The 25062-nt window shown below is 38.0% G+C and carries 26 protein-coding genes and 2 pseudogenes; 25 read left to right on the top strand and 3 right to left on the bottom strand.

What is annotated here, in order from left to right:
- The first annotated feature begins 5 nt into the window (after nt 1-5).
- The 9 genes from FAZ15_RS22885 (at nt 6) to FAZ15_RS16125 (ending at nt 14210) form a co-directional block, all read left to right on the top strand.
- On the top strand, nt 6-860 hold the full coding sequence (locus tag FAZ15_RS22885; RefSeq protein WP_238387281.1) for a hypothetical protein: 855 nt from the start codon (nt 6-8) through the stop codon (nt 858-860).
- Nucleotides 847-1743, top strand: a complete 897-nt coding sequence (locus tag FAZ15_RS16170) for a hypothetical protein (protein ID WP_136902369.1) — start codon at nt 847-849, stop codon at nt 1741-1743. The genes FAZ15_RS22885 and FAZ15_RS16170 overlap by 14 nt, the downstream gene beginning before the upstream one ends.
- Nucleotides 1744-1834: 91 nt before the next feature.
- Nucleotides 1835-2368 carry an OmpH family outer membrane protein gene (locus tag FAZ15_RS16165; RefSeq protein ID WP_136902368.1) on the top strand — a complete coding sequence of 178 codons (534 nt, stop codon included), beginning with the start codon at nt 1835-1837 and terminating at the stop codon, nt 2366-2368.
- Nucleotides 2369-2390: 22 nt separating this feature from the next.
- Entirely contained in the window at nt 2391-2972 is a 582-nt protein-coding gene (locus FAZ15_RS16160) for a hypothetical protein (RefSeq protein ID WP_136902367.1), read from the top strand.
- Between the two features lie 7 nt (nt 2973-2979).
- Nucleotides 2980-8613, top strand: coding sequence for a hypothetical protein (locus tag FAZ15_RS16155; RefSeq protein ID WP_136902366.1), 5634 nt, complete (start codon nt 2980-2982; stop codon nt 8611-8613).
- Between the two features lie 10 nt (nt 8614-8623).
- Nucleotides 8624-9013 (top strand): hypothetical protein, encoded by a 390-nt coding sequence (locus FAZ15_RS16150; RefSeq protein ID WP_136902365.1) that lies wholly within the window; start codon nt 8624-8626, stop codon nt 9011-9013.
- A gap of 38 nt (nt 9014-9051) precedes the next feature.
- Nucleotides 9052-13020, top strand: coding sequence for an RHS repeat-associated core domain-containing protein (locus FAZ15_RS16145; protein WP_136902364.1), 3969 nt, complete (start codon nt 9052-9054; stop codon nt 13018-13020).
- 2 nt (nt 13021-13022) lie between these two features.
- Nucleotides 13023-13463 carry a DUF4304 domain-containing protein gene (locus tag FAZ15_RS16140; protein WP_136902363.1) on the top strand — a complete coding sequence of 147 codons (441 nt, stop codon included), beginning with the start codon at nt 13023-13025 and terminating at the stop codon, nt 13461-13463.
- Nucleotides 13464-13766: 303 nt separating this feature from the next.
- Nucleotides 13767-14210 (top strand): DUF4304 domain-containing protein, encoded by a 444-nt coding sequence (locus FAZ15_RS16125; protein ID WP_136902362.1) that lies wholly within the window; start codon nt 13767-13769, stop codon nt 14208-14210.
- A gap of 215 nt (nt 14211-14425) precedes the next feature.
- On the opposite strand, the pseudogene FAZ15_RS16120 reads toward FAZ15_RS16125, so the two are convergent.
- Nucleotides 14426-14629, bottom strand: a pseudogene (locus tag FAZ15_RS16120) (IS1595-like element ISSwe1 family transposase); the annotation flags it as partial.
- Between the two features lie 35 nt (nt 14630-14664).
- Nucleotides 14665-14865 (bottom strand): hypothetical protein, encoded by a 201-nt coding sequence (locus FAZ15_RS16115; protein ID WP_136902361.1) that lies wholly within the window; start codon nt 14863-14865, stop codon nt 14665-14667.
- A 256-nt stretch (nt 14866-15121) separates the two neighbouring features.
- Here FAZ15_RS16115 and FAZ15_RS16110 point away from each other — a divergent pair, with 256 nt between their 5' ends.
- Both FAZ15_RS16110 and FAZ15_RS16105 read left to right on the top strand, forming a co-directional pair.
- Complete coding sequence (locus tag FAZ15_RS16110; protein WP_202912427.1) at nt 15122-15472, top strand: nucleotidyltransferase domain-containing protein; 351 nt, start codon at nt 15122-15124, stop codon at nt 15470-15472.
- A gap of 2 nt (nt 15473-15474) precedes the next feature.
- A complete protein-coding gene (locus tag FAZ15_RS16105) occupies nt 15475-15903 on the top strand; it encodes a DUF5958 family protein (protein WP_136902360.1) in 429 nt (142 codons plus the stop codon).
- Between the two features lie 28 nt (nt 15904-15931).
- On the opposite strand, the gene FAZ15_RS16100 is transcribed toward FAZ15_RS16105, so the two are convergent.
- Nucleotides 15932-16072, bottom strand: coding sequence for a hypothetical protein (locus FAZ15_RS16100; RefSeq protein ID WP_202912426.1), 141 nt, complete (start codon nt 16070-16072; stop codon nt 15932-15934).
- Between the two features lie 44 nt (nt 16073-16116).
- Between FAZ15_RS16100 and FAZ15_RS16095 the strand changes: the two genes are divergently transcribed.
- The 14 genes and pseudogenes from FAZ15_RS16095 to FAZ15_RS22535 all read left to right on the top strand — a co-directional run bounded on the left by FAZ15_RS16095 (nt 16117) and on the right by FAZ15_RS22535 (nt 24904).
- On the top strand, nt 16117-16605 hold the full coding sequence (locus tag FAZ15_RS16095; protein ID WP_136902359.1) for an SMI1/KNR4 family protein: 489 nt from the start codon (nt 16117-16119) through the stop codon (nt 16603-16605).
- Nucleotides 16606-16627: 22 nt separating this feature from the next.
- On the top strand, nt 16628-17026 hold the full coding sequence (locus FAZ15_RS16090) for a hypothetical protein (protein WP_136902358.1): 399 nt from the start codon (nt 16628-16630) through the stop codon (nt 17024-17026).
- Between the two features lie 62 nt (nt 17027-17088).
- Nucleotides 17089-17301 (top strand): hypothetical protein, encoded by a 213-nt coding sequence (locus FAZ15_RS16085; protein WP_136902357.1) that lies wholly within the window; start codon nt 17089-17091, stop codon nt 17299-17301.
- Nucleotides 17302-17495: 194 nt separating this feature from the next.
- The gene (locus tag FAZ15_RS16080; RefSeq protein WP_136902356.1) at nt 17496-18125 is read left to right on the top strand and encodes a hypothetical protein; all 630 of its coding nucleotides are present in this window, start codon (nt 17496-17498) and stop codon (nt 18123-18125) included.
- 18 nt (nt 18126-18143) lie between these two features.
- Nucleotides 18144-18623: a pentapeptide repeat-containing protein gene (locus FAZ15_RS16075; protein ID WP_136902355.1), complete on the top strand. Its 480-nt coding sequence runs from the start codon at nt 18144-18146 to the stop codon at nt 18621-18623.
- A 109-nt stretch (nt 18624-18732) separates the two neighbouring features.
- Nucleotides 18733-18957 carry a hypothetical protein gene (locus FAZ15_RS16070; RefSeq protein ID WP_136902354.1) on the top strand — a complete coding sequence of 75 codons (225 nt, stop codon included), beginning with the start codon at nt 18733-18735 and terminating at the stop codon, nt 18955-18957.
- Between the two features lie 1075 nt (nt 18958-20032).
- Entirely contained in the window at nt 20033-21118 is a 1086-nt protein-coding gene (locus FAZ15_RS16065) for a hypothetical protein (protein ID WP_238387280.1), read from the top strand.
- A gap of 3 nt (nt 21119-21121) precedes the next feature.
- On the top strand, nt 21122-21979 hold the full coding sequence (locus tag FAZ15_RS16060; RefSeq protein ID WP_136902353.1) for a hypothetical protein: 858 nt from the start codon (nt 21122-21124) through the stop codon (nt 21977-21979).
- 326 nt (nt 21980-22305) lie between these two features.
- Nucleotides 22306-23064, top strand: coding sequence for a hypothetical protein (locus FAZ15_RS16055; protein WP_136902352.1), 759 nt, complete (start codon nt 22306-22308; stop codon nt 23062-23064).
- 417 nt (nt 23065-23481) lie between these two features.
- Complete coding sequence (locus tag FAZ15_RS22540; protein WP_162304977.1) at nt 23482-23646, top strand: hypothetical protein; 165 nt, start codon at nt 23482-23484, stop codon at nt 23644-23646.
- Between the two features lie 59 nt (nt 23647-23705).
- Nucleotides 23706-24200 carry a DUF4738 domain-containing protein gene (locus tag FAZ15_RS16050; RefSeq protein ID WP_136902351.1) on the top strand — a complete coding sequence of 165 codons (495 nt, stop codon included), beginning with the start codon at nt 23706-23708 and terminating at the stop codon, nt 24198-24200.
- A 5-nt stretch (nt 24201-24205) separates the two neighbouring features.
- Nucleotides 24206-24354, top strand: a pseudogene (locus FAZ15_RS23135) (RHS repeat domain-containing protein); the annotation flags it as partial.
- 50 nt (nt 24355-24404) lie between these two features.
- The gene (locus FAZ15_RS16040) at nt 24405-24707 is read left to right on the top strand and encodes a hypothetical protein (RefSeq protein WP_136902350.1); all 303 of its coding nucleotides are present in this window, start codon (nt 24405-24407) and stop codon (nt 24705-24707) included.
- Between the two features lie 20 nt (nt 24708-24727).
- Nucleotides 24728-24904 (top strand): hypothetical protein, encoded by a 177-nt coding sequence (locus FAZ15_RS22535; protein WP_162304976.1) that lies wholly within the window; start codon nt 24728-24730, stop codon nt 24902-24904.
- The last annotated feature ends 158 nt before the right edge of the window (nt 24905-25062 follow it).

The raw sequence follows: 25062 nt of genomic DNA, 5'->3' as shown, positions 1-25062 counted from the left end.
TTTCTATGAAAAACAAAATCTTTCAAATCATTTTCCATCTTCTATTTTTGATTGGAGCTTACGGACAGAACAATACATTTCCTGCAACAGGAAATGTAGGTATAGGAACATCCACTCCCACGAAAAAGTTAGATGTTCTTGGTGTAGTCAAAATGGACCAACTGAATTATCCTTATCTGCAATACGATTTTACGGCAGCTCCTCGTACCCAACTTGGAAATATGAGTATAAAACTGTTTGACGACCATATTACGTACAGAAATGGCGGTTCCGCTCCAGGGAATAACAGTTATGGTAACTTACTCGCTATATATGGTAGAAATAGTCATTGGCAGTCGGATATATATTTAGGCGCAGATAGAAAGATGTATTTCAGAATCAGTGCCTATGTGTCGAATGGCAGCGAAAACGGCATCGGTCAATTCAATAATTGGCGTACGGTATTGGATTCCCATAGTGATGTAATATCATCTGGAAGGTTGGTAATCAAGGGAGCGGGTAATCATACCATAGAGAACGGAAATGTAGGAATAGGTACTACTAATCCTACCGACAAACTTGCCGTCAACGGCAATATCCGTGCTAAGGAAATCAAAGTAGAAACAGCCAACTGGCCAGATTATGTGTTTCACAAAAATTATGAGCTAAAGCCACTGAAAGAGATAAAGCAGTTTATTGACGAGAACGGACATCTTCCAGAAGTCCCCAAAGCAAAGGAAATTGAAGAACGTGGACTGTCTCTTGGTGAAATGAATAAAATTCTTATGAAGAAGGTAGAAGAATTAACACTATACATCATTGAATTAGAAGAGAGAATGGGAGATTTAGAAGATAAAAAATCGTCTTATGAGAATAATTGAGTTGCTAATTTGCGTGGCGGTAATGTCTCTATTTATGCCGGCCTCATATGCTCAAGAGACGGCGATAGCCTTAAATTACAAGCATAAAAGAATTGACGCTACCGGAAATGTTGCTTATACCAAGGCCCTTATTTTGTTACATCCAATCTACAACGGTGCCGACTTACCCAACAATTATGCGGTTGGGCATTTGGTTGCTCGGCGAGGTTCTGTGAACGCTATGAATAGGTTAAATACAGTCTTTGTCAATTCTTCATCCGCCTACAGGACAACGTCGGCGACACTTTCATCCTTTGATGATGTACAAGTTGCAGCTCCTTGGAAATTTAAGACTTGCTTTTATAACGGAACAAAATATCTAGCCTTAGATATACCTTACACTGGAGCACAGCACTCGCTTGGATTTCAGTTTGCAGGGTGGAATAGTTCTTCAGGAGAATCGCTAAAATTTGTCATATACGATATAAATGGTGTGCCTCAAAATATAGGAAATCTTACGGATATAGCCGATTATGCTGCGAATATGGATAATACCCAGCAAGTTAAGAACTTCAATGTACTTGGGCGGGTAGGCATTGGTACCACTACCCCGACCGAAGAGCTATCTGTAAATGGTAATATCCGAGCCAAAGAGATCAAGGTTGAAACTGTTAATTGGCCAGATTATGTTTTCGAGAAAGACCACAAGTTGATGTCTCTGGATAGTTTGGGAAGTTTTATAAACAAAAATGGGCATCTACCAGACATACCGACGGCGAAGGAGGTCGAACTGAATGGCGTGCAGGTTGGGGAAATGGTTAATATGCTGCTTAAAAAGAATGAGGAATTAACACTTTATATCCTGCAACAAGACAGACGTATCAAGGAACTGGAAAAAAAATAATAGCGTTAATAATTTTTTGAATAGTTGAAAGCAGATCTCAATAAAAAATTATAAATAGTGCATACGAATAATAAAGATATATAATACGTTCATGAAAAATAAAATAATCATCTATTCCCTAATTGGTTTAATTTTTCTTTCATTTCTGATCTGGTTTTTCCTGTTTAGGATCTCGGGAACCGTTTACATTGATGCCACACGTGTCCTTCAGGAATACAGCGGCGCACAGGTTGCGAGAGAAGCGTTGGAACTGAAGACCAGCCATTGGAAAAGCAATGTAGACACATTGGAAGCTGAATTTCAGAATGCTTATGAAGAGTTCGAGCGAAAGGAAAAAGGAATGGATGCAAATATAAAAGAAGAGCGCCGTACTGAACTCCGTAAGAAACAGCAGCAGCTAGAAGAATATAAGGGTGTTATGCAGCAGAATGCTGTCGCGGAAGATCAAAAGCTATCTCAAGAAACCATTTCAGATATAAACAAGTTTCTGACTGAATACGGTAAAAAACATCGTTATAAATACATTCTTATCGCCAACCAAGTGGGTACGATCGCTTACGCTGCCGATGGGTTGGATATCACTGATGACGTCATCAAAGCTTTGAACGATGCACGCGAAAAATAGATTCATATTCAACTTACTAAACGTGAAGCGTATATTACTAATCCTTAGCATATTCCTTTTATTTACAGCATGTAGACGACCGAGTCATTTTGACGACCGTGCAAGTCTACTTAGTTATATTGAAAATCCTCAGAACGGTCTCCTTCAAGAGATCAAGTTAGCCAATGGAATGGTGCTTAATGCCTATTTTTTACCTGCGGCTCTATTGCTAGGATCTGATATTAAATCGAATACGAGTTTAAATGATAAAATCTATTTGGTATTAGGTTTTTCGCTGAACAATAAAGAGCTGTTAGCTCAATTGGACGCGCAAACATATGGTACAATCATACAGACGATGTCTTTTAACATGGAGCAATTTCTCCATATTACATTAGATACGGACGAAAGTATAGAATCTTTGGGCGTTTTTTTTCAACCGACCTATAATATGTCACAACGTAACAATTTATTTGTAGTGATGAATAAGGCCAAATTGTATAAGAGTAAGAAAATAACAATTAGGTTGGAAGAATTTGGCCTTGGTATTGGAGAGCAAGATTTTGAATTCAAGACCGGCGACGTGAAATATATAACCTCAGTACTAATAAAAAATATAGATTGATACTATTATGATAACTAAGCTACGTAAGTTTGGGCAAAAGAAGTTAGCTGCATTTTTGCTGTTTGTATTTATTTCGGAATTGATTTTTCCGAATATGGCATGGGCACTTACTTCAGGCCCTACTACACCGGAGACAACAAGTTTCGAGCCTGTAGATACTACCGATATGGTCAATTTGCAGACAGGAGACTTTACCTATAACATACCGCTTTTGGAAGTTCCGGGGCCAGAAGGAGGATACCCACTATCGCTTTCCTATCATGCTGGTATCCTCCCCGGTGAAGATGCTAGTTGGGTGGGACTGGGATGGTCGCTAAATCCGGGCGCATTGACGAGAAATGTGAACGGTTATCCGGATGATTGGTCCTCTCAAAAACAAGTAGTCCGAGATTATTGGGAAGGAGGAACAACAACTACCTATAATGTTGGTGTTAGTGTAGGTATGGCGGGGCCGGTTGCAAATGTGGGAGTGGGATTGGAGTTCTCCCAAGATACCTATCGGGGATTCGGAGTCGGAGGTTCTTTAAACGCAGATTTGTATAAGGTTGGTAGCGCCACTTTGGGTGCAAAAGTGGGAATTTCTCCTTACGGAGATTCATATGAGGGATTAAATATTGGGGTTGGTATAGGTACGGGTTCTTCGGGTTTAAACGCAGGTCTATCACTTGGTATAGCTTTAAATAGCAACGGTATTTCTGCGGGTATGAGTGGGGGAGTTGGATATGGCATTAATAATAGTTTAGGATCTGATAATTTGTCTCTAATTGGTGCTTCGATAGGTACGGGAGGAACAAAACCATCCCTTTCAGTAGGAGGACTGGCTGCATCTATCACTAACAGTAATGCAGGAAGAATACAAACAAAAAATAGTGGATTTGCTTTTGGAATACCAATTTGGGCGGGACTTAATTTGCAACTAGGTTATAATAAATCAAGATATTGGTCAGACGAAACTCTTTCTAAGTCTGCTTACGGAAGTTTAAATTCTTGGAAAATTAAAAATAGTGATGAAGAAAGCGTATTTGATTCATATAGTCTTTTGGATTATTTTTCTGATCAATCTATTGCTTACAAAGAACATCCGGCGAGGACTTTAGGAGGAGGGTATTTGGATTTCGATCAATATCATGTGAATGCACAGGGATTAGGAGGGAATATTAAACCTTACTATTTTCAAGGTCAAATACGATCTCAAACATTTAAAAATTATCTGTTAAATTCAGTAGTTTATCCAAATAATGTTGATAATAGGGGAGTACAACCGTATTTTAGATTTGTCCACGATTTTTCAAATAAATATAGACAGAATTATCATAACCTTTCATTTGATAATGCCCCTAGTTACGGAAATTCTGATAGTAATTTTGGCTACGGTGGAGGAAATAAGGTTGCAGGATCAAAGCATATTGTAACTTACGAATTAGATAATGTTGCCATCAAACCGAGGAATGCAAAAGGGTATACCACGAGCTGGGTAAAAAGTTTTGAAGGAGGGAATGTACCAAATCGAGCAAATCTGATTGGAGGTTTTTCGATTACAAATGAATCTGGAGTTACGTATCATTTTTCTTTACCCGCATATTCATTTAAGGAGGAAACTTACCAAGAAAGAATAGATAAGTCTTCAGGACTTTCTTTTAATCGTCAGGTAAAAACTGAACCTTATGCGTATACCTGGCATTTGACGGCGATAACAGGGTCCGACTTTGTAGATCGCAACGGTAATAATATTGTCGATGAGGGAGACTGGGGATATTGGGTAAGTTTTGAATATGGGCGTTTCACAGATAAATATGTTTGGAGAAATCCGGATACCGGATTTCACCGAGATGAAGACAACGAGTTTCATGGGATGTCTATTGGTACTAAGGAAGTTTATTACCTAAATGCAATTAGGACACGGTCTCATATAGCTGTATTTGAAAAGGAATTTCGAATTGATGGTAAAAGTGTTTCATCTTCCAGCTATACTAAATATTCTAATAATGGCTCAAATGAAGGTTCTTTTTCTCATCATTCTATCCATTCTATGCGTCTAAATAAAGTTTACCTGTTTAACGCTGTAGATTCGTTAGCAATCAGATCCGACGATGGAGGTCAAAATTCTCCTCGATTTGTTGCAAACACCTGTTTAGCTTGCGAATTTCCGCACCATGTGATAGACGGGAATGATGTGGAAGCAATCGGTAGAAATTCAGTAGAAGATAAGGCATTGAGAATAATTGAATTTGATTATAATTATCTATTATCACAGGGAACGCCGAATAGTTTTGATATTAATTCTGTTGAAGGGAAATATGGTAAGTTGACCTTGAATGGTTACAGGATTAGAGGAAAAAAAGGCGCGCATGTGCTACCTGCAACGCAGTTTGAGTATGATTATTCCAATGAAGAAGCCCCTATAGAAAATGTAAATTTTATTTCTTCCTCTAAATTCAGATATAAATATCCTGTTTTTCAGAAAGGCGATATGTTAGTAACTGAAGATGGCCGATATGCGGGTGTTGTAGACAGTGATCCGATTCCAAATGATCCAGGTTTTACACTATTCTATACTTACAATATTAGGAACTCCAGTGTTACGTTTTTGGGAGGGCAGGAGGTTGCACTTAGAAAAACGAAAAATCCCCCCTATTCTAAAGATAATAAAGATAACTGGGGTTTTTTTATGAGCGACCATGACAAAGAAACAACAATAAATAACTATAATATAGGAAAGCAAACTACTCCAATATCAGCTAAAGGTGTAGATGCATGGAGTTTAAGAAAAATTAAAACACATTTGGGTAATGAAATTGGAATAGAGTATGAATCTGATGATTATTCTAAATCTGTTTTTGCGGAAGATATGTCTTCGATTATGCTTAATCCCCAAAAGATAAATGATAATACTTTAGAGTTTAGGATAGATAGTAGAGGCTATCCCCTTGACGATTATATAAAAGTTGGACACTCTTATAAAGCGGTTATTAATACAGAAGATTTGGTTTATATTCCTACTGTTGGTAATAATGTATATGATGATTATGTAATTGACCTAGTACTAAACATTACCCAGATAAAGACTGGGGGAGTTATAGTAGCTAATACCAATAAACCTCTCAATGTGCAGGTATTCTTAAGTCCACATGAAATTTCACAGAATAAATTTAATATAAAGACAGGTAATATTGTTGGTAAAAGCACTAACGCAATTCAATTTGGAGGCGGGGTACGGGTTGAACGTCTTACTATGCGAGATCTAAATGGTAGGAGGTTAGTTACAAAATATGATTATAATTCTATTAGCAATGATAATGGTACAGTTAGATCGTCAGGTATTACCTCTTACAAGCCTTCAATCTTACCGAGTTTTGAGAAGTCTAAAGTGAAAAATACTGCTTCCAGATGGTTTTTTACCACAAACGGTATCAGAATAACACCATTAACAACTTATATGGAAATTCTGTACAAAGATTTTGAAAAGTTATACATGTTATCGAGAGAGCTTCCTCCTCCCTCTGTGATATATGAAGATGTAAAAGTATCAACTGAAATCCTTGACCACAATGGGAATGTAATTGACCGAAAAGGGAGGACAGAGTTTAAGTTTGATGTCTTAAGAGAGAATATGATTGGTAATCAATTGCTCAATAATAGCCAGAATGGAAATCAGTTAGATAGAAATCAAGTTATTAGAAAGTTTATTTCTGCTGTAGGGAATTTAAAACAGGTTCGTAAATACAATGAGAATAATAAACTCATTCATGAAACTATCAATCATTACTTACATGATGGCTTAGAAAACGAAACTTTAAGCAATTTTATGCTTAAGTACGATTATAGATTAGAGCAGTATCATTATCAAGGCGTTTTTCATGAACGTGTTTTAGAAAATAAGTATGTCTATGATAAGAGCACTAGCAATCCCTCATACAAAACATATAAAATCTTTAATGCAAAAGAAGAACTCCCCTGTATACAGACTGGCGTCACAGTGAAGGATTATATCAACAATTTAACAACTAAATCCAAAAATGTTGGGTTTGATTTTTACAGTGGAAGTTTGACTAAGCAGATATCGGAAGATGGTTATGGTAACCGTTTTCTGACCGAAAATTTTCCGGCATATAAGCAATACCCAGAAATGGGACTAAGGATCAATACTTCCGGAAATAAAAATATGCTGAGTCAAAAAGCGGGAACTGTGATTTATAAAGTCAATGCTACTGATGTAAAAACCGCTGTGGTATCAGCCTCTGCACAAACCTGGAGCAAAACTGTTCCGGTATTGCAACCAGAAGGTGGTACTATTGTCCAGAATACTGGGACGAATGGACATGTATGGCGTACGACTGATAGTTATAGTTGGCTTCCTACATCCTCAGGAACTGACGGTTTGACAACAATCAGTAATTTTTCGGCATTTAATTGGACGGTTCCGGGATCATCTCATACGAACTGGATAAAGACCAGTGGGATTAAGTTATACAATGTGTATTCTAAGGCACTGGAGGGGCAAGATATCAATGGAACTTATGCTTCTACGCGACTTGGATATAAGAATAGCAAAGTAACGGTGACAGGCAGCCCTGCTAAATATACGGAGTTGATATTCAGTGGTGCTGAAGATGAGACTATTTCCGGTTCCAATCCCTTGGAGGTACAACGTGGAAATGGTACTGTCTCAACAGTTCAGGCGCATACCGGTCTCAAGAGTTTACTTTTAAGTAGCGGTCAATCAGGATTTGAATATACAGTGCCTGTCAATAATATTACGCCGGGTCGCGATTATATGGCAGCAGTCTGGGTGAGGCCGATATCCGGAACAGCAAGTGATACTAAATTATATTATCAAGTAAACGGCACACCTAAAGGAACATCCGTTTCATCTAGTACCTCTACAAAAAAAGCCGGAGATTGGATATTAGTAACGTTGAATATTAAAGGTTCTGACATCATAAGCGGTGCAACACTTAAGGTTGGTGTGCGTAATGATCACAATACGCAGGTATATGCCGATGATTTCAGATTTCAGCCAGCAGATGCATTATCTATGGCTTATGTCTACGATAATTTTTCTGGCGAACTGACCTATATACTTGACAACAATAATTTGTTTATCCGTTACGAATACGATTCCATGGGAAGGTTGCTATCGACCTATGCAGAAAAGATGGGTGAAGCATCTCCATACAAGGTATTTGAAACCACTTATAACTATGGTAAACCTATTCAGCTTGTCGGAACGAATAACTTTACAGTATTCGCTCGTGTAGAATTGCAAAATCAAAATACAGTAAATGACTTCCCGAATAGTAGAGAATATCATAAAGTAGATGCTTATATACGAACCTACTGGGACGCGAGCTGTATGTCACAAGCTATTCTGCCCGAGGGTATTTCTTTTAAATATCAGATCGAAGACTACTACGAGGACAGGTATGGATCTACAAGTAGTTTATCTCATCATTTTGCTATTATACCTCAAGGGGCTAGTTCGATAAAGATCGGAGACCAGATAATAAATTTTGAGATACAGGGAATTTTTGACGCATATGGATATGACAACATCATGAAAGAGAAATTTTTTAGGTTGCTCAACAACCATTCATACGGTTCAGGCAATTATGTTCCCCAGCAAACAAGGCTATCATATTAAGATATATTATATGAAAACGATATTAACATCCACTTCAACTCTATTATTTCTAATGCTGCTGGGACAGATAGCCATTGGTCAGTCTGCAGTTTATACATCCCGTGAAAACGTAAGCATGAAGCTCACAGAGAGTCTTTCCATAAGTCGTGATAAAGCAAATCAATTTGTGCTTATTTTGGAAAATTATAGTAGGGGTATTGAAGATGTAAGGAGGGATATTCTTCTTTCTCCTTCTCAACGTCGGGAAAAAACTGTATCCCTATTGAAAGAACAACACGCATCGATTCGTCACCTGTTGAGCGAACGAGAATATATCCGCTGGCAAGAACTGGGTAGACGTAGACGTGAGGTGAGTTCAGCGAATATAGGAGCCACAAACACAGGAACCGATTTTCAATAGTAATCTGATAATTATATTAACATTCGAAAAAAACTGTTATGGATATATTTTCTTCCGTTTTTAGATTCCCTCGATTTTTCGTCATGTTGTTTGCTATTTCTATAGTACTTCCGCTCTCGGGACAAGAAATAAGAAGCCATGAGGCGATAATTTTTCCGGTAGCACCTGCTACTACATGGGTCGCTGGACCCAGCACAACGATAAATGTCACTAGTGGTCGTTCTATTACCCTGCTCCCGGGTACGCACCTTCAGGGGGGCAGTAATGTTTTACTACGTATTGACAATACCTTTATAATTCCAGAGGCGCCCAGTAACCCCATGACAAACAGTGATATGAATTGGATTCAAAGCCGCAGTTTCGATATCCGAGGTAATATTGTTGCAGAAGGGAAGAGTTTTTATGACAATAATGGCAGGCTGCTTCAATCCCAGCATAAAGAGATTGAAAAGAGGCACGTGCTGGCCAGTCAGATAGTCTACGATGCCTCAGGCAGAGCTTCGTTGCAGACCCTGTCGGCTCCTACGAATAATTCTGAGTTTGCATATAAAGAGGACTTTGTACAGAATACTTCGGGAACCGTCTACGATTTCAAAAATTTTGACCGCTACCAGAATGGGGGAGCATATATTGATAAAATCCATCAACCCGATCCTGTCGGAAGCAAGAATACTCTCGGAACGCTTGGCTGGTATTACGGACCTAACAATTCCTGGGAGCCTTTTAATGATGTCACAGATTACCCCTATAGCCGACAAGCTTATGCTTACGATGGATCAGGTATTCCTACCAAGTCAGGAAATCCTGGGGATGAATATCGCATCGGAAAAGGTCGTGAGGGGTATGCATTTTCAGCTCCGGCAAAAGAAGAATTAACCCATTACTGGTCAATACGAAATCAGCTATTTAGTTCCGCTGAAATAGGTGAACTTCGAGATGTCAATTTTGCAGACAACAGAGCGGTAATGTCTGTTGCTGTAGATGCAGATGGTACTTCAGCGTTTTCTATCAATTTAGACGGTTCGGTGTTGGCATCTGGCGGCTTTGGTGCTGAGTTAACAGTTGATAAAATGGTCGACTCTTACAATCATTCCTTTATAGCTATGCCTGTAGGAGGCTCCATACACTTTCAGGACTATGTACCCTTTACAATTGCAGACGGTAACGTGCTCAATTTAATTACAGGAGAAAGAACTAATGTGGTATCTGGTGGAGTTACCGTCCCAGCAGGTTGGTATTCTTACGAAAACTATACCGAACCGATGTTGATTCAAACTAGTTTTGGCTTCAAAGACCTCAGTTATAATTTCTACAATCAACTGGGACAATTGGTAGCTAGTATAGCACCTGAGGGAGTAAAATATCTCTTAAATAATGGCATTCAAGCATTCAATCCTTCAAACAGAGAAACAATTCCATTCATTACCCTGTACAGATATGATGGCCAGGGTCGTTTGGTCTGGCAGAAAAATCCGGACGAAGCAGGTCCCAGCGAGTATGTTTACCGAAGGGACGGAAATATACGCTTTTCACAGAATGCCAAACAGCGGACGGATGGCAGATTTAGTTACAGTAACTATGATATCCGAGGAAGGCTGATCGAAGTTGGTGAGTTTAAACCATCGGGTACAACGCTCGTCTTCAATGCCGATCTGAGTACAGCCAGTGCGATGCGCAATATTTTGGAGACCACAGATGTTTATGGCGGACTACCAAACGGTACCAAATACGATGTAGTCCGTTATAGGTATGACGTTCCTGATGCCACACACGGTAGCAGCTATTACGCGCAGGACAACTATTACCTTAGGGGAGCAGTAAGTGTCTCGGAGAAATATAACAATATAGTAAATAATACAGCGAGCGAACAAAATCTGATCAGCAGGAGCTGGTTCAATTACAACGCAGAAGGACAGCTGGACTGGCAGATCAAATATGCGAACGGCCTAGGATACAAGACCACCGATTTCAGCTACGACGAATTCGGCGCCATGGTCAAACAAGTTTACCAAAGGCATGTCCCTACCGAGTTCATGGCTTATTACTATGAATATGACAAAGACCGGAGACTGGCTAATGTATATACCAACACAGTAGATAATCCCAGTTCTAAGCTGGTGCACGCAAAATACCAGTACTATTTGCATGGTCCATTAAAACGTATTGAACTAGCGGGTAATTTACAGGGTATTGACTACGTGTATACCGCAGACGGTAAATTAAAAACCGTTAACCATGCAGACAAAAGTAAAGATCCCGGAAAGGATGGATCAGCTAATGATTTTGCTCCAGATGTTTTTGGTTTCAATCTGGAATATCATGCAGGCGATTACAAGCGGGCGAATACCAATATATCCAGTATACAAACAGGAGGTACACCACAGCGTTACTCGGGCTTAATGAACGGCATAAGCTGGCATTCCCTGAAACCTTCCTCGGTAACCGGGCTAAACAATCCTGTAATGAATACCTATGTGTACGATAATAACTACCAATTGGTGCAGAACAATTGGGGTACACCGAGTTTCACGGCAGGTTCCTTTACCGTTACAGCCAATGCCAATCAGGAGAAAAATCTAACTTATGATGCACACGGCAATATCAAGACCTTGACACGTACGAACTCGAGCGGGTCGGTGCTGGCGAACTATCAGTACAATTATACCGCTAATACAAACAAGCTTGCCAGTGTAAGCAATTATGCATCGTATACCTACGATGCCTTGGGACAACTGGCCAGCGAAACCAAAGGCAGCCTGAGCAAGTACCTCGATTATGATGCCTTTGGCAGGGTGACAAAAATATATAGCAATGCTGCAAAGACGAATGTTGTTTTGAGTTTTGCTTACGATGAGAACGGTAACCGTATTAAGAAGCAGGATCACCAGCAGAATGTAACGACGTGGTACGTAGACGGGAATGTGTACAACGGCAGCCAGTTGATCGAGCAGCCTATCCCTTCGGGGATCTTTTACCGTAATGGTAATGTATACCGTTATCAATTGACTGATCATGTAGGATCTGTGCGGGCTATCATTAACCGCAATAAATTAGGTAACGGAAATGCTGATATTGTATATTATGCCGACTATTATCCATTTGGAAGTGAGTTACAGACCGCAGGTATACCATCGCGCTATGGCTATCAGGGCGAATATGCTGAAAAAGATGGGGAAACTGGTTGGAATAATTTCTATCTTCGTAATTACGATCCTGCGATAGGACGTTGGTTAAGTATCGATCCGTATGGGCAATACCATTCACCGTATGTAGGGATGGGTAATGATCCGGTTAATAGGTTTGATCCTGATGGGGGGAAAAGTGAAACTATATTTGTCGATCCCAATGGGGAGGTGATATATAATAATTATGACGGTAGAAATGATGTCGTCGTCGTTCCGTGGAATAGTATAGCCGATTTTGTGGATCATTCCAGTGCTCAATTTAGATCTAGAGGCCTTGAAGGACTCCAAGAAACCAATTTTGTGAATTACTGGAAGGGTCAGTTTGGTGTAAGATATACTCATGAGGCCATGCAGGGTTTTGGATTTGGGGGAGTAATATCACCGGAGGGACAAGAGGGGTTTATCATGGAGAGGTTGGGCACTATTTCGAAGTTTGAAGCCAATTTAAGAGATGTAAAAGGTCAATGGAGTGATCCTACCATTGCTCTGCCAGCTATTGTATCTATTGTAGGAGGATCCATTAATGCATATCAAGGTATACTTGCTGCTAGGGCACCTCAATATACTAGATCAAGTCTGAAGCTTGGACAACAAAAACATGGAGCATATCACGCAGGTGAAATTGGAAAAGAGTTTAGATTGCCAAGTGGTAGACGAATAGATTATTTAGATATTGAAAATGGCATTATATACGAATTAAAACCATTTAATCCTAGGGCAATGAAAGCAGGTCAAAATCAACTTGATATGTATATGAAAGAATTGCAAAAAATGCCACGTTTTAAAGGTATTAATTGGAAAACTGTTTTAGATACTTATTGATTATGGAAAGTAAAGGATTTAAAAAAATATTTAGCGAAGTGGCTAAGTCCAACGGTTTTGAAAGTGCTTTTGGTGGTTGGTTCAAAGATAGTGCTGAAAGTATCGTTGTGCTCGATTTGCAAAAATCAAATTTTGGTGATTATTATGAAATGAACATCAAGATTTATATACAAGGAATGTTTGGCAATAGCTATTCCAGAACTAAAGATTTGGTGAAAAAAGATATAGGAGATGTTTTCACGAGACAGCCATCCGAGTATAAATCAGTTTTTGATTTTGATGAACCAATGAATAGTGAAAAGCGAAAGACGGAATTAGCAAAGCTGTTTAGTAAATTTATTGTACCGTTCGCAGGTAAAGCCTTATCAAAGTCAGGTATAAGAGAATTAGCGGAGAAAGGAGAAATATTTTTACTGCCGGCAGTCAAAGAAGAATTGGGATGAAATTTTGATAGTTCATCAGAATTCAAAAGTTGTTCCAGTACAGCACGCAAAATCGCCCTTTAGAGCGAGCATTATGCTGGCGTTAAGAGAGCGGTACTACATATAAAGAATTTACAGGCATTAAAGGGATACGTCCAGACTTTGTAGATTTTGGAACGAAGACGATTTAGGAGTTGAAGCCTTTTTAATCCAAGACAGATTCAATTAGGCACAAAGCAATTGAATAATTACAAATCTCTTTTTGAGCAGAAATATGACGGTACTTGGAATACGGTTTTAGATTTTTATTAAGAAATATTTGTAATGGAGAAGAAAAACTTAATCAAATTATTAGATGAAATGTTTATTCCGCTTGGTTTTAAAAGAAAGGGCAACAATTGGGTGTCTAATGGTGATGTCCTTTCCAAGGTGCTGAATTTACAGAAATCGAATTATAGCAATGCCTTTTATATCAATTATGGGTATATTATTAGAGAGCTTGAGCTTACAACAACAATGCATATATTTAAAGGTTTAGGCTCTATTGACAGCAAAGAAAATAGTAAAATTATTGATTTGCTTGATCTTGAGAATAGTATTCCTATGGAAGAGAGATTGTCTAATTTAAAAACGATTATATACAATAAAATAGTGACAGATTTTCAGACTACAAATACGGAAGAAGACATATTAAACGATTTGAAGAAGCGACCACACCTAAACAATATTCCTTTGGTTGTAAAAAGGTATTTTAATTTACCTGAATGAAGTTGTTTCTGAAAATACTGTTTTTTTTACTCGTCATATTTCCTACAAATATTAACGAAACAAAAACATTTTCAGCTGTAGAGGTTATTTCGGAAATAACATCTTCATTTACTTTTGGTGAAGGAAAAAATAATGATGAATTTCGAGATGTAATTTCAGAAAATGACTTTGGTATAATTTGTAAAAGTGTAAGTAAATTAGTATATTATAGAAACATAGCGCTTGCTCATCTGGTTGGCGGAGATACTTTTGGTCGTAGCGCTCATTTCAAAAACCATCCCGAAGGCTTTGCGGAGGCCAAACTTCACCTTGTGGAGAAGCGTACCTGCAGTAGGGCTTTCCAAATGATGGCATTTGTTGCAGTCACGTGCCAGATTCTTCTTGCGAACCGTATATTTTATATGTCCACACTTTACACATCACATATATGATAACTCGAAAGTCTGATCTTAAGTTAGGAAGTGAGTTGTGTAGGTCGTAGGTATACCATCTCGCTACGGCTATCAGGGTGAATATGCTGAAAAAAGATGGTGAATCCACGAAGTGGCTCATGAGGGCAATTAAAAATAGGCAAATTCCGAATAAACCGGTTGGAATAATTTCTATCTTCGTAATTACGATCCTGCGATAGGACGTTGGCTGAGTATCGATCCATATGGGCAGTACTATTCGCCGTATGTAGGCATGGGCAATAATCCGGGAGTGGATTTGACCCAGATGGAGGATGGAGCTCTGGTGGCGGAGATCCTGAGAAGCCGGGGAAAAACCTTCGAGATTGATGGAGAGCGGTGGCGAATGGGGATTTAATACCCTTTCGGAAGATGGTACTGTCAGAGGACATTATACCGGAGGTGTTTCTTTAGGCCGGCAGTTTGCTGCACAAAGTGGATTAGAGTTATACATGATCGCATATGATCAAACCTCTAAAATCGCTAATGCTGTTCTACAAACTTTCTCAAAAAATGTTGCCACTAAGGGGGGGAAAGAGTTTATTAAGCGCAGGAGAATTGGCAAGAATAGAAAATGCTGCAACTCGCATAGGTAAGCCTATAAATGTGGTCGGCAGTAGGGCGAGTGGCACAGCTAAAGCTACTTCGGATTGGGATTATGTGATAGAAGGCTTGACCAATAAGCAGTGGAAGCAGATTAAGAACTCATTGCCAGGAGCGTCGTCTAGAATTGATAATTTACCAAGGATGATAGATATCTTCAAGGGGCCTGTCGATCCAACTAAACCATTTATTACAATTTTTCCAAAATAAATATGGTGCTGCAAGATGAAATACTGGTAAATAAGTTTGGTCAGGGTTTGGCTAGCTATGAAGTTTTACTTAATAAATTTCAGTTGTTTGACTTGGCGGACAGGAATAAATTTTTAAATGACCTGCTCTTTTTGGTTTTACAATCAAAACCTACCGATGAAGACATCGGCGATGCGATACGTGAAAGTGGGCTAAAGCCAACATTTACGCCCTGCGTTCTTTTGCTCAAGGGGGTAGCTTATCATAATTTGAAAAAAATAGCAGAGCTACCAGCAGGAGAGCAGGAAAAGGTTCTGAAATTGTTTTTAAGCTTATTTAGAGTTTCTTATCAGCGGAAGTTTAAACTAGAAAGGAACGATCCTAATAAATGGTGGTATTGGGATCTGTCTAAAGATGAGAATATTAAAAAGGTTATAGATCAATTGTCTTAAATATTAAGCCCGGCAATTCCGGGCTTTTTTACATCAAAGAAATTTTGCTTGCTTTAATAAAGTGGTCAACGGTAGTGAGCAGGCATTCCTTTTCCTTTTCGGGGAGCGTTGCAATATCCTGAAACCGTTTGAGCATAGCGGGGTTGAGGCCATTGATCAGTATAGGCATATTGGATACGATTTTGTTAAATGGTTAGATAAATAGTAGAATATATGGCTAAAATAAAAGAAATAATAGATAATTATAAATTTAAGTTTTTTTTCGATGAAGATGATAATCGTCTGAATATTAAGGTAAATAAGGGTGCTACGACAGAGGAAATTCACAAGTTTGAATCAGAATATGGCATAAAGATACCTGCAGAATTAGAAGATCTATTTCTTTTATCTGATGGTATAATGTTATTTGGTATAGAGATTCTACCTTTAGCAGAAACCAAGGTATTCTATGATCGGGGGTTATTATGTTTTCATGAATGGGGAAATGGTGATTTTGATTGCGTGTCATTTGGAGATGAATATCCTTTAAACTCTGTGGTATTTCTAGATCATTCGGAAGATCGTACTGCGTTTGTGATAAGATCATTCAGAGAATGGATACTAGTAGTTATTAACGAAATCGGAAGGCTCGGAACTCTCTTGCATCCTATGGATTACTTGTATAGAGAAGAAAAAGGATTATATTTGAATGTTCTAAAATGATAGTAAATATATAATATTAGATATGAATCAGATAGGTCTATTGCTTAATAACGAATTTTTAATTAGCGTTGAAAAAAGAATAGTGGAGAATATCGGTTGCGAATTATATCGAGAAAATACTCAAATTCTAGAAGGTTTTATTGAAAAAGAAGTTCAACTATCTCTGATACCAGTAGACGAGATAAAAAATGTTATAGAAACCCAACAAAATCAACTTGTTGAATTTTCTAAATATTTTTTTATGAAAAAGAAGCCGAAAACATTGAGTACTGGCATAGCAATAACTTACTCAATTTATTTAATATACTTACAAAGTAAAACTTCGCAAGAATTATTGGAGTATTTACAAAGGCGAAAGATACCAAATCCTCAGATTTTAGTTAATAGTTTGATTAATATAAAAGAAAAATTAAACCTTTAGAAGTATTACTGATAAAGATCAGTAATAGTTATCGTGACTACCGTTATCAATTGACGGATCATATGGGATCTGTACGTGCTATAATTAACTGTAATAAGTTAGGTAACGGTACAGCAGATGTCGTGTATTCAGCCGATTATTATCTATTTAGAAGTGAGTTACAGACTGAAGGCATACCATCGCGCTACGGCTATCAGGGCGAATATGCTGAAAAAGATGGCGAACCCACAAAGTGGCCCCTGAGGGCATTGAAAAAGCATATGATATTCTCATAAACCGGTTGGAATAATTTTTATCTCCGTAATGGAGCCTGTCCTGAGCGAAGTCGAAGGGATCCTGCGGTAGGACGTTGGCTGAGTATCGATCCTTACGGGCAGTACGCATCACCTTATGTAGGCATGGGTAATAATCCGGTTAGTGGATTTGATCCGGATGGGGGTGGAGCAAGGTTGCGGCATGGATTCGTCGTATGGATTCCCGGATAGCCGGGGAAAAACCTTCGAGGTTGATGGAGAGCGGTGGCGAATGGGGATTTAATACCCTTTCGGAAGATGATACTATCAGGAGACATTATACCGGAGGAGTTTCTTTAGGCCTGCAGTTTGCAGATAATACTCCTTTTGTTGGTACTAGTTTAAGAAGTGGCGATAAACTTGTGTCGGGAGACTATGGTGGCGCAGCGATAGATTTTGTACAAGGTGGATTAGAGTTATATATGATCGCATATGATCAAAGCTCTAAAATCGCTAATGCTATTCTACAAACTTTCTCAAAAAATGTTGTCACTAAGAAGGGAATTGAGGTTACAGAGGCTAGTATAGTAAAAGCACTGGAAGGATCAACAATGCAAACTCTTCAAGGTAAAGTATCTTTACCGATGGTTCAGCGATATGTTAAAATGTTAGAAAGCGGTTCTGTCGCACCCCCAATTAAAGTTGCAAATGGAATAATTGTAGAAGGGAATTATAGATATGTTGCAGGAAGATTATTTGGAGTTGAACCTGTACAAGTTCCATATGTAGTTTCTCCAAGTCAAATGAATCGAGCTGTTCCTATTCAGAAAACTGTAGTTGATTTTCTTGATTGGGGAGGTTACTAATAAAATTAAATATAGATCATGGTAATTCATTGTGCTACAGGATTTAATGTGGAGGTCCCATTTGATAAGTTAGATGGAATTTTTCTCGAAAATATTAATCTTCATAGAGCAGAGTTAGAAGAAGCTAATTTGATAGGCTCTAGTTTTATGAATTCTAATCTTAGGGGAGCCTTTTTGTTCAATGCTAAAATGAGCGGCTGTAATCTTGAATCAACAAATCTAATTGTTGCCGATTTGAGAAACACGGATTTATCAGATGCAAATCTGAAAAAGAGTCTTGCAATTTCAACTTTATTTGAGAATGCAAACCTTCAAAATTCAAGTTTCGAAGGCGCAAATATTGAAGGCGCTGATTTTCGAAATGCTAATTTGAAAGGAGCAAATATGCGCCGTGTGATTGGAATTGAAAAAGCTATATTTGAAAAAGCTATATTTGACAGTAGTACTATTTGGCCAAAAGGTTTTAATGTGAAAGAATATGGGGCTGAAATGAAGTAGTTGCCGCTAAGACGGTAACGAATGCTGGCGAGATGTTAGGTAACTTCGGTATCCCTACATTACACTTAATACTAATGGTGGAAAAAGTGTTTTTGTATCACCACATGCAATGAAGCACCTCGAAGAGCTTGCGGTCAACGGAGCTAAATTAGAGCCGGAATATTTAAAGTTACTGGGGCAAACACACCAAAGGGCTTTGCATTCAGTAATTGACGATGTATTATCTCGTGGGGCTATTCAATACAGAAAAATGTATTACTCTAGAGGTAATGAGATTATGTTCGCACCACCAAGAGCTGCAGGAGAATTACCTGCTGTAATTCACTTTAGATAATAACGATGAGAGTATTTTTTAATAAAGCTATTTCTGTTCCTTTTAGTGAACTAGTGGTTTATAGCTCACTAAATCCCACAACATTTACTTTAAAATTGAGTAATAGTGATTTATTGCCAGAAACCATATATGCCAGAAATTTGTCAGGAGAAAATTTTATCGAATTTAGGTTTGATAAAAAAACAAATCTACTCTACGAAATTACATTAGTTGCGTTACAAAATAATACCGTTAATATTAGTTTCCGATAGCGAACTTGTAACTGATGATTTCTTTTATTGCTTGGTTGATGTAAATAGTGAATTGGATATTTCTCTGCCTATTCAAGTTTTACGTTCGGGACAATCTTTGTGTTTTATTTGGGGTAAACAGTCGTCAAGGAATTATGCTATTAGTAAGCAATCCCTTTTAGGGATAGATGATAACAATGAATTATGCTCACTTTCCTTAATAAATTTAAGTGAAGAATTGGTTTTTGAAATTTTGGGATTCTAGTAAAGGATATCTTGAAATAACGGCTACGGCTATCAGGGCGGATATGCTGAAAAGGATGGTGAAGCCACTAAGTGGCTCATGAGGGTGCTATATACTGTATTTTCCCAAGCTGTTGAGAGGATGTAACTCGTGAAATAGTAATATTAAACTGGAGACATCTTCATGCTTTGCAGGCATTGCATTAAAAACACCCCGTTCGACATATCGAACGGGGTGTTTGGCTTTGTAAGATTTCTTTCTAACCCATCGAGAATACAATTGTTTTCAAAAAGTATTGAGTTGCCTTGTTTTTTCCGAAAACCTTTTATATTTTTATTGGAAATCAATTGTTAAGAAAATATATAATTTTTAAAAAAGCCAGTAATTAACGGAAATCTTTTAACAACAAAATAATATTGATGAAACATATATTCAAATAATATTTTTGAGTTTTATGTGAAAAGTAAAGCATGGATATTTGATATTAATTAACCTATTTTTTAACTTATCATATCTAAACGAGTATCGATCAGAAAAATACATTGCAGATCATTGAACAGGTACGCACTGAATATAAAATAAGAACCTTAGAAGTTAACCTATGAAATTGAATAAACCTCTCCTGAGAGCAAGAATTGTCTTTACTATGCTGATAAGTTTTTGGTGCACCGTAAGTCATGCCCAGAACCTTTTAGATGTCAATGCATGGAATATCGGATCCGGAAGTGCCGGTATGTTTTCCCTTAATGGGCTTCCCTCCGAAAATACCCGGGAGTGGGGAGAAACCCCACATGGACATCGCGGTGTCATCTGGAAATCGATTCCGGCGGGAGATGCACAGGCTGATGGTGGCTGGAATACAACGGATATCACGATCGATCCTTCCAAAATGTACCGTATGACCGTTTGGATAAAAAAATCGAACTCTACCAGCGGCAGAACATATTTTGGGTGCAGGTATGTTTCAAATTTAGATGGTGTCGCAAACGGAAACCCCTACTTCTGGAACGGTGTACTTCCCAAGCTGGATCAATGGTACCTACTGGTAGGATACATACATGCCCATACAGATGCCTCGACCGTTCATCTCGGCGGTATATACGATGGCTCAACAGGACAGAAGGTTTTACCGATGACAGATTTTAAATTTACTGCTTCAGCCACTTCCACGGTTCACAGAGCGTATCTATATTATGATCCAAATATCAACGACAAGCAGTTTTTCTACGCTCCAAGGCTTGAAATGGTCAATGGCAACGAACCCTCGGTTGAATCACTGTTAGGCGTGAGCAGTACACAAAGTAGTTTGGCATATTTCCCGGGTAAAGTAGGTATAAAGACCCAGACCCCGCGTGAGTACGATCTGGCGGTGAATGGTCCGATCAGGAGTAAGGAGATCAAAGTTGAAACGGCCAACTGGCCGGATTATGTATTCGAGGAAGCGTATGATCTAAAAACCCTTACTGAAATAGAACAGTTTATCAAAAGCAATGGACATCTACCAGAGCTACCGAAAGCAAAGGATGCCGAGCGTGACGGTATTTCACTTGGCGAAATGAATAAAATCCTGTTGAAGAAGATCGAAGAGCTGATACTGTATATGATTGAAAATGAGAACAAACGTGTCTCACTTGAAGAGAAGCTTTCCGCCCTAGAGTCACTTATTCTCCAATCACAAAAAAAATAGTATATGAAAAGGTCTTTATTCTTTGCGTTACTCACGACGATATCATTTGCTAAAGCGCAGTCAAATGATCCCAATATTGGAATTGGCTTGGCTGCTCCTCATTATGGTATAAATATCAAAGCGAATTTTCCGACGGGCAGTGGGGGTTGGGCAAGAGGGTATCGAATATCAAATCAAGATAATACAAGCAGTTTTATTCAGCTCGGTGCTATGGGAGCGATCATCAATGGTGTGTCAACTTTAAACTATACATATATTGGACGTAGTCATGAGGACGTTTTTATGGTCTTTAGACCGGATGGAAATATTGGCGTTGGGACACTCCTCGTCGAAAATGGCGAGAATTGGGGTAGGGTGTTTCAAGTGAAAGGAAATCAGAGTGCTAAAAATATAGTGACCAGCTCTAGCGTTCAAACAGGTGTATGGGCGCATAATTTGGGATTCTATGGAGCCCCCGCCGGTGGGATAACAGGAACACAGACGAACCATTCTTTTTCCATTATAACCAACTCCTCATCAAAGATGACCGTGCTTCCCAATGGAAATGTAGGAATAGGTATTACTGGTCCCACGGAGAAACTCTCCGTAAACGGCAATATTCGTGCTAAGGAAATCAAAGTGGAAACCGCCAATTGGCCAGATTATGTTTTCGAGAAAGACCACAAGTTGATGTCTCTGGATAGTTTGGGAAGTTTTATAAACAAAAATGGGCATCTACCAGACATACCGACGGCGAAGGAGGTCGAACTGAATGGCGTGCAGGTTGGTGAAATGGTTAATATGCTGCTTAAAAAGAATGAGGAATTAACACTTTATATCCTGCAACAAGACAAACGTATCAAGGAACTGGAAAAAAAATAATAGCGTTAATAATTTTTTGAATAGTTGAAAGCAGTATATACTATAAAAAGACCAGTAGTTAACGAAAATAAAATATGCCTGTCGACCTTGATCTCCTTATTTGATAGCAAATTGATTGAATAGGAAAAGGTCAAATGATTATGTAATTAACCACAAATAGCACACACTTATAAAGAAATATAATACGTTGATGAAAAATAAAATAATCGCATGTTCCATAATCGGTTACTCCCTTACAGGTGGTTTTGTAATTCTAGACTAAGCTTGAAATAAACTATGAATAAGAGAATTTTATATATATTATTTATTAGCTTTATCTCTATTCATTGAATAGTCCGGTCAATTTTATAGACAGGGATGGTGAACTGCCGATTTTTATAAATGGTAATACAGAAGGAGATCATGAAAGAGGAAACAGTGTATATTGGGATACTCAAATCTTACGTACTATTGCTAATTCTGGCCTTCCTAATCCGGGAGGACAAGTTCATTATGTTGATGGAATTAGAGGTTTTCGATGGTTTCGTGGGCAGAAGCAAATGAGCAATGACAGAGCTCTCGTCGCATCCGACAGATATATCGGAGGAGGTATGGAGGCAAAAAGAGATTTTAATAAAATCCTATCGATGCTAGAAAGGGATCCGAAAACAAATAAAATCACCGAAAAGATTCAAATTTATACTCATAGTAGAGGGGCTGCTTTCGGAGCAGGTTACACCGATGCACTTTTAGAGTTGATAAAAAAGCATGCTGATCAATTTGCAAATCCTAACGATGTTATTGATTTTGTATTGAATTTAGCTCCTCATCAGTCAAATTCTATAGATGCTCCGAGTGGTTCAAATTCATTTTCTATTGATCATACTTGGGATGGATTGTCAGGAAATGATATGGGAAATAACATTAGTTTTCAAACGAGTACAAAATCAGGGCAACTTGGGGAATCACATAAAAACAAAACGTTTAAGACTGAGGTCGGTGCTTTTATAAAAGCCTATCAGGAAAGTAAAGGAGATAATAATAGATTAATAAATAGCTTCATTAGCAGGATGAGGTGTTATGGTATTAAGGTAACTGTCAACTAAGTATGAAAAGGATTTTTATTTATACACTTACGTCAATATTAAATGTTGTATTATACTTTTTTCTTCAGATTTTAGAAGTGTTCGTCCATTTTGGATTGTTTGGAAGCGGGAGTTCTGGTGAGGGAAAAACTTTTGGGGTTTCGTTTTGTTTTTTGCTTTTACAGATATTGATATTGTTTTTCTTCTTTAAAAAGAAAATACCTTTAAAGGATATGGTATTGTTAATATTGAATGTAATCATCGCGGTTTGTCTATTTTTATATTTTGTTGTCTATCTTCCTAATAGTTGATTTCAATTAGTGATTGTTGCCTCAGAGGATGGTACTGTTAGCACTGGTTATATGCATTTGAGTGGAGTTACTGAAGGGCTCGCGGTGGGAATGCCTGTAAACTTCTCACCTTCATTATGAACTTAGAGTGGATGGTAAGGTAATAAATCCTGTTAATACTGATGGTAGCTTAATCGATCCGCAAGACTTTTTGAGGATTTATCAAGGTCAAGAAATTGAAGAAGTTGTTGTACGTCCGCCTACAACAAATATAAAAGAAGAGGATAAAAAGGATAGAAATGAAAATAGATAATTTTTTACTTGTTGTGCATTTTGATATGCTCTTGTAATAATTCACACACAAACTATACTATGTCTAGTAATGATAGTGTTGAAAATAAGAATGAAGTAGAAAAATCTTCATCATCCAATATAGATTCTAATAAAGAAATAGCTGACACTTATACGCAAAATATAGTATCAAAACGTGATACTATGGTCGATAACTACAGTATTCGATTTAAGATACTACAGTTGAGAACAGAAATTGCCAGTAAAAATCAAATGTTAGATAGTAAGGCTTTCGATAATGAGATAATCTTAACTATACTTGCCGGTAACGATAAAATAATAGAACAGCATATAAACAAAGAAGATTTTAAAGAGTTTATACCAGCTGAAGAGATGATATATTATCAGCTTTCTGTTTTTGATTTTGAAAGTTATATGAATGAAGAATTTTGTTTTTTTGTGAATGTCTGTGTTCCAGATACAGACATTTGTTATACTTTTAATCTTTTTATTGATAAGAACGGTAAGAAGAGATCCGTAATTTTAGAAGATGAAGTAGAGGACGATTTTCTTTAAGAGATCAGTACGATTACGGCGCGAGGTTCTATGACGCAGAGATCGGCAGGTGGAACGTCGTGGATCCAATGGCGGAGCAGATGCGGATGCACTCACCTTACAATTATGCTTTCACAATCCGATACGATTTATTGATCCTGATGGCCGAAATCCGATAATTCCAATCATCTTGCTGATAGGTTATTTGACAGCATCTCACCTGCTGTGCCTGCAACACAAGATATACAAGGTGATGCTATTAAAGTAGAACAAGCATATTCTGATTACCATTCGTCGATATTTACTAATGGCATTCCAGGAGGCCCTGCTTCTCAGAAAGTTTCTAAGAGTCTTGCGCAGGCAGTTATCAAAGAAATTGGAAAGGAGGTTAGAGAAGTCGTAGTGAACGAGGTTAAAGAAAATGTGGTAAGTAAAACAAAGAGAACTGCAAACAAACTGGAACCTAATAAAAAGGACGCGAAGGCTGATCATTCGACATTTGAACGAGATAATAATGGGGACGTATAAATAAATATGAAACCTATGAAATGACGACGACAAAACACTTCAATCCAGTAAAAAGATTTGATGGAGGTAAAAAGAATGGAGAACCAGGGGCTCCTCACAATGGAAGAATAGATACACCTCATGTTCAAGGGAAGGAAATAGAGGCACGGAAGCCTACCGCCGATGAACTGCCAGAAAATAATAGATTTAAAAGATAATATGGATAATATAGATGTTTTACAAAACTGGTGTCTATTTCGGTGATTCTGGGCCAGTGATTTCGGCGTTAACGGGCCAATTATTTCGCTAGTCATTGGGCCACTTTCCGATTACAATAATATACAATTCATTTAAGATTCCAATTTTTTTTTTCTTC

Source organism: Sphingobacterium olei, assembly GCF_005048855.1.
Taxonomy (GTDB): Bacteria; Bacteroidota; Bacteroidia; order Sphingobacteriales; family Sphingobacteriaceae; genus Sphingobacterium; species Sphingobacterium olei.
Note: the sequence above shows the minus strand (reverse complement) of the source record. Positions and strands in the feature narration are given on the sequence as shown.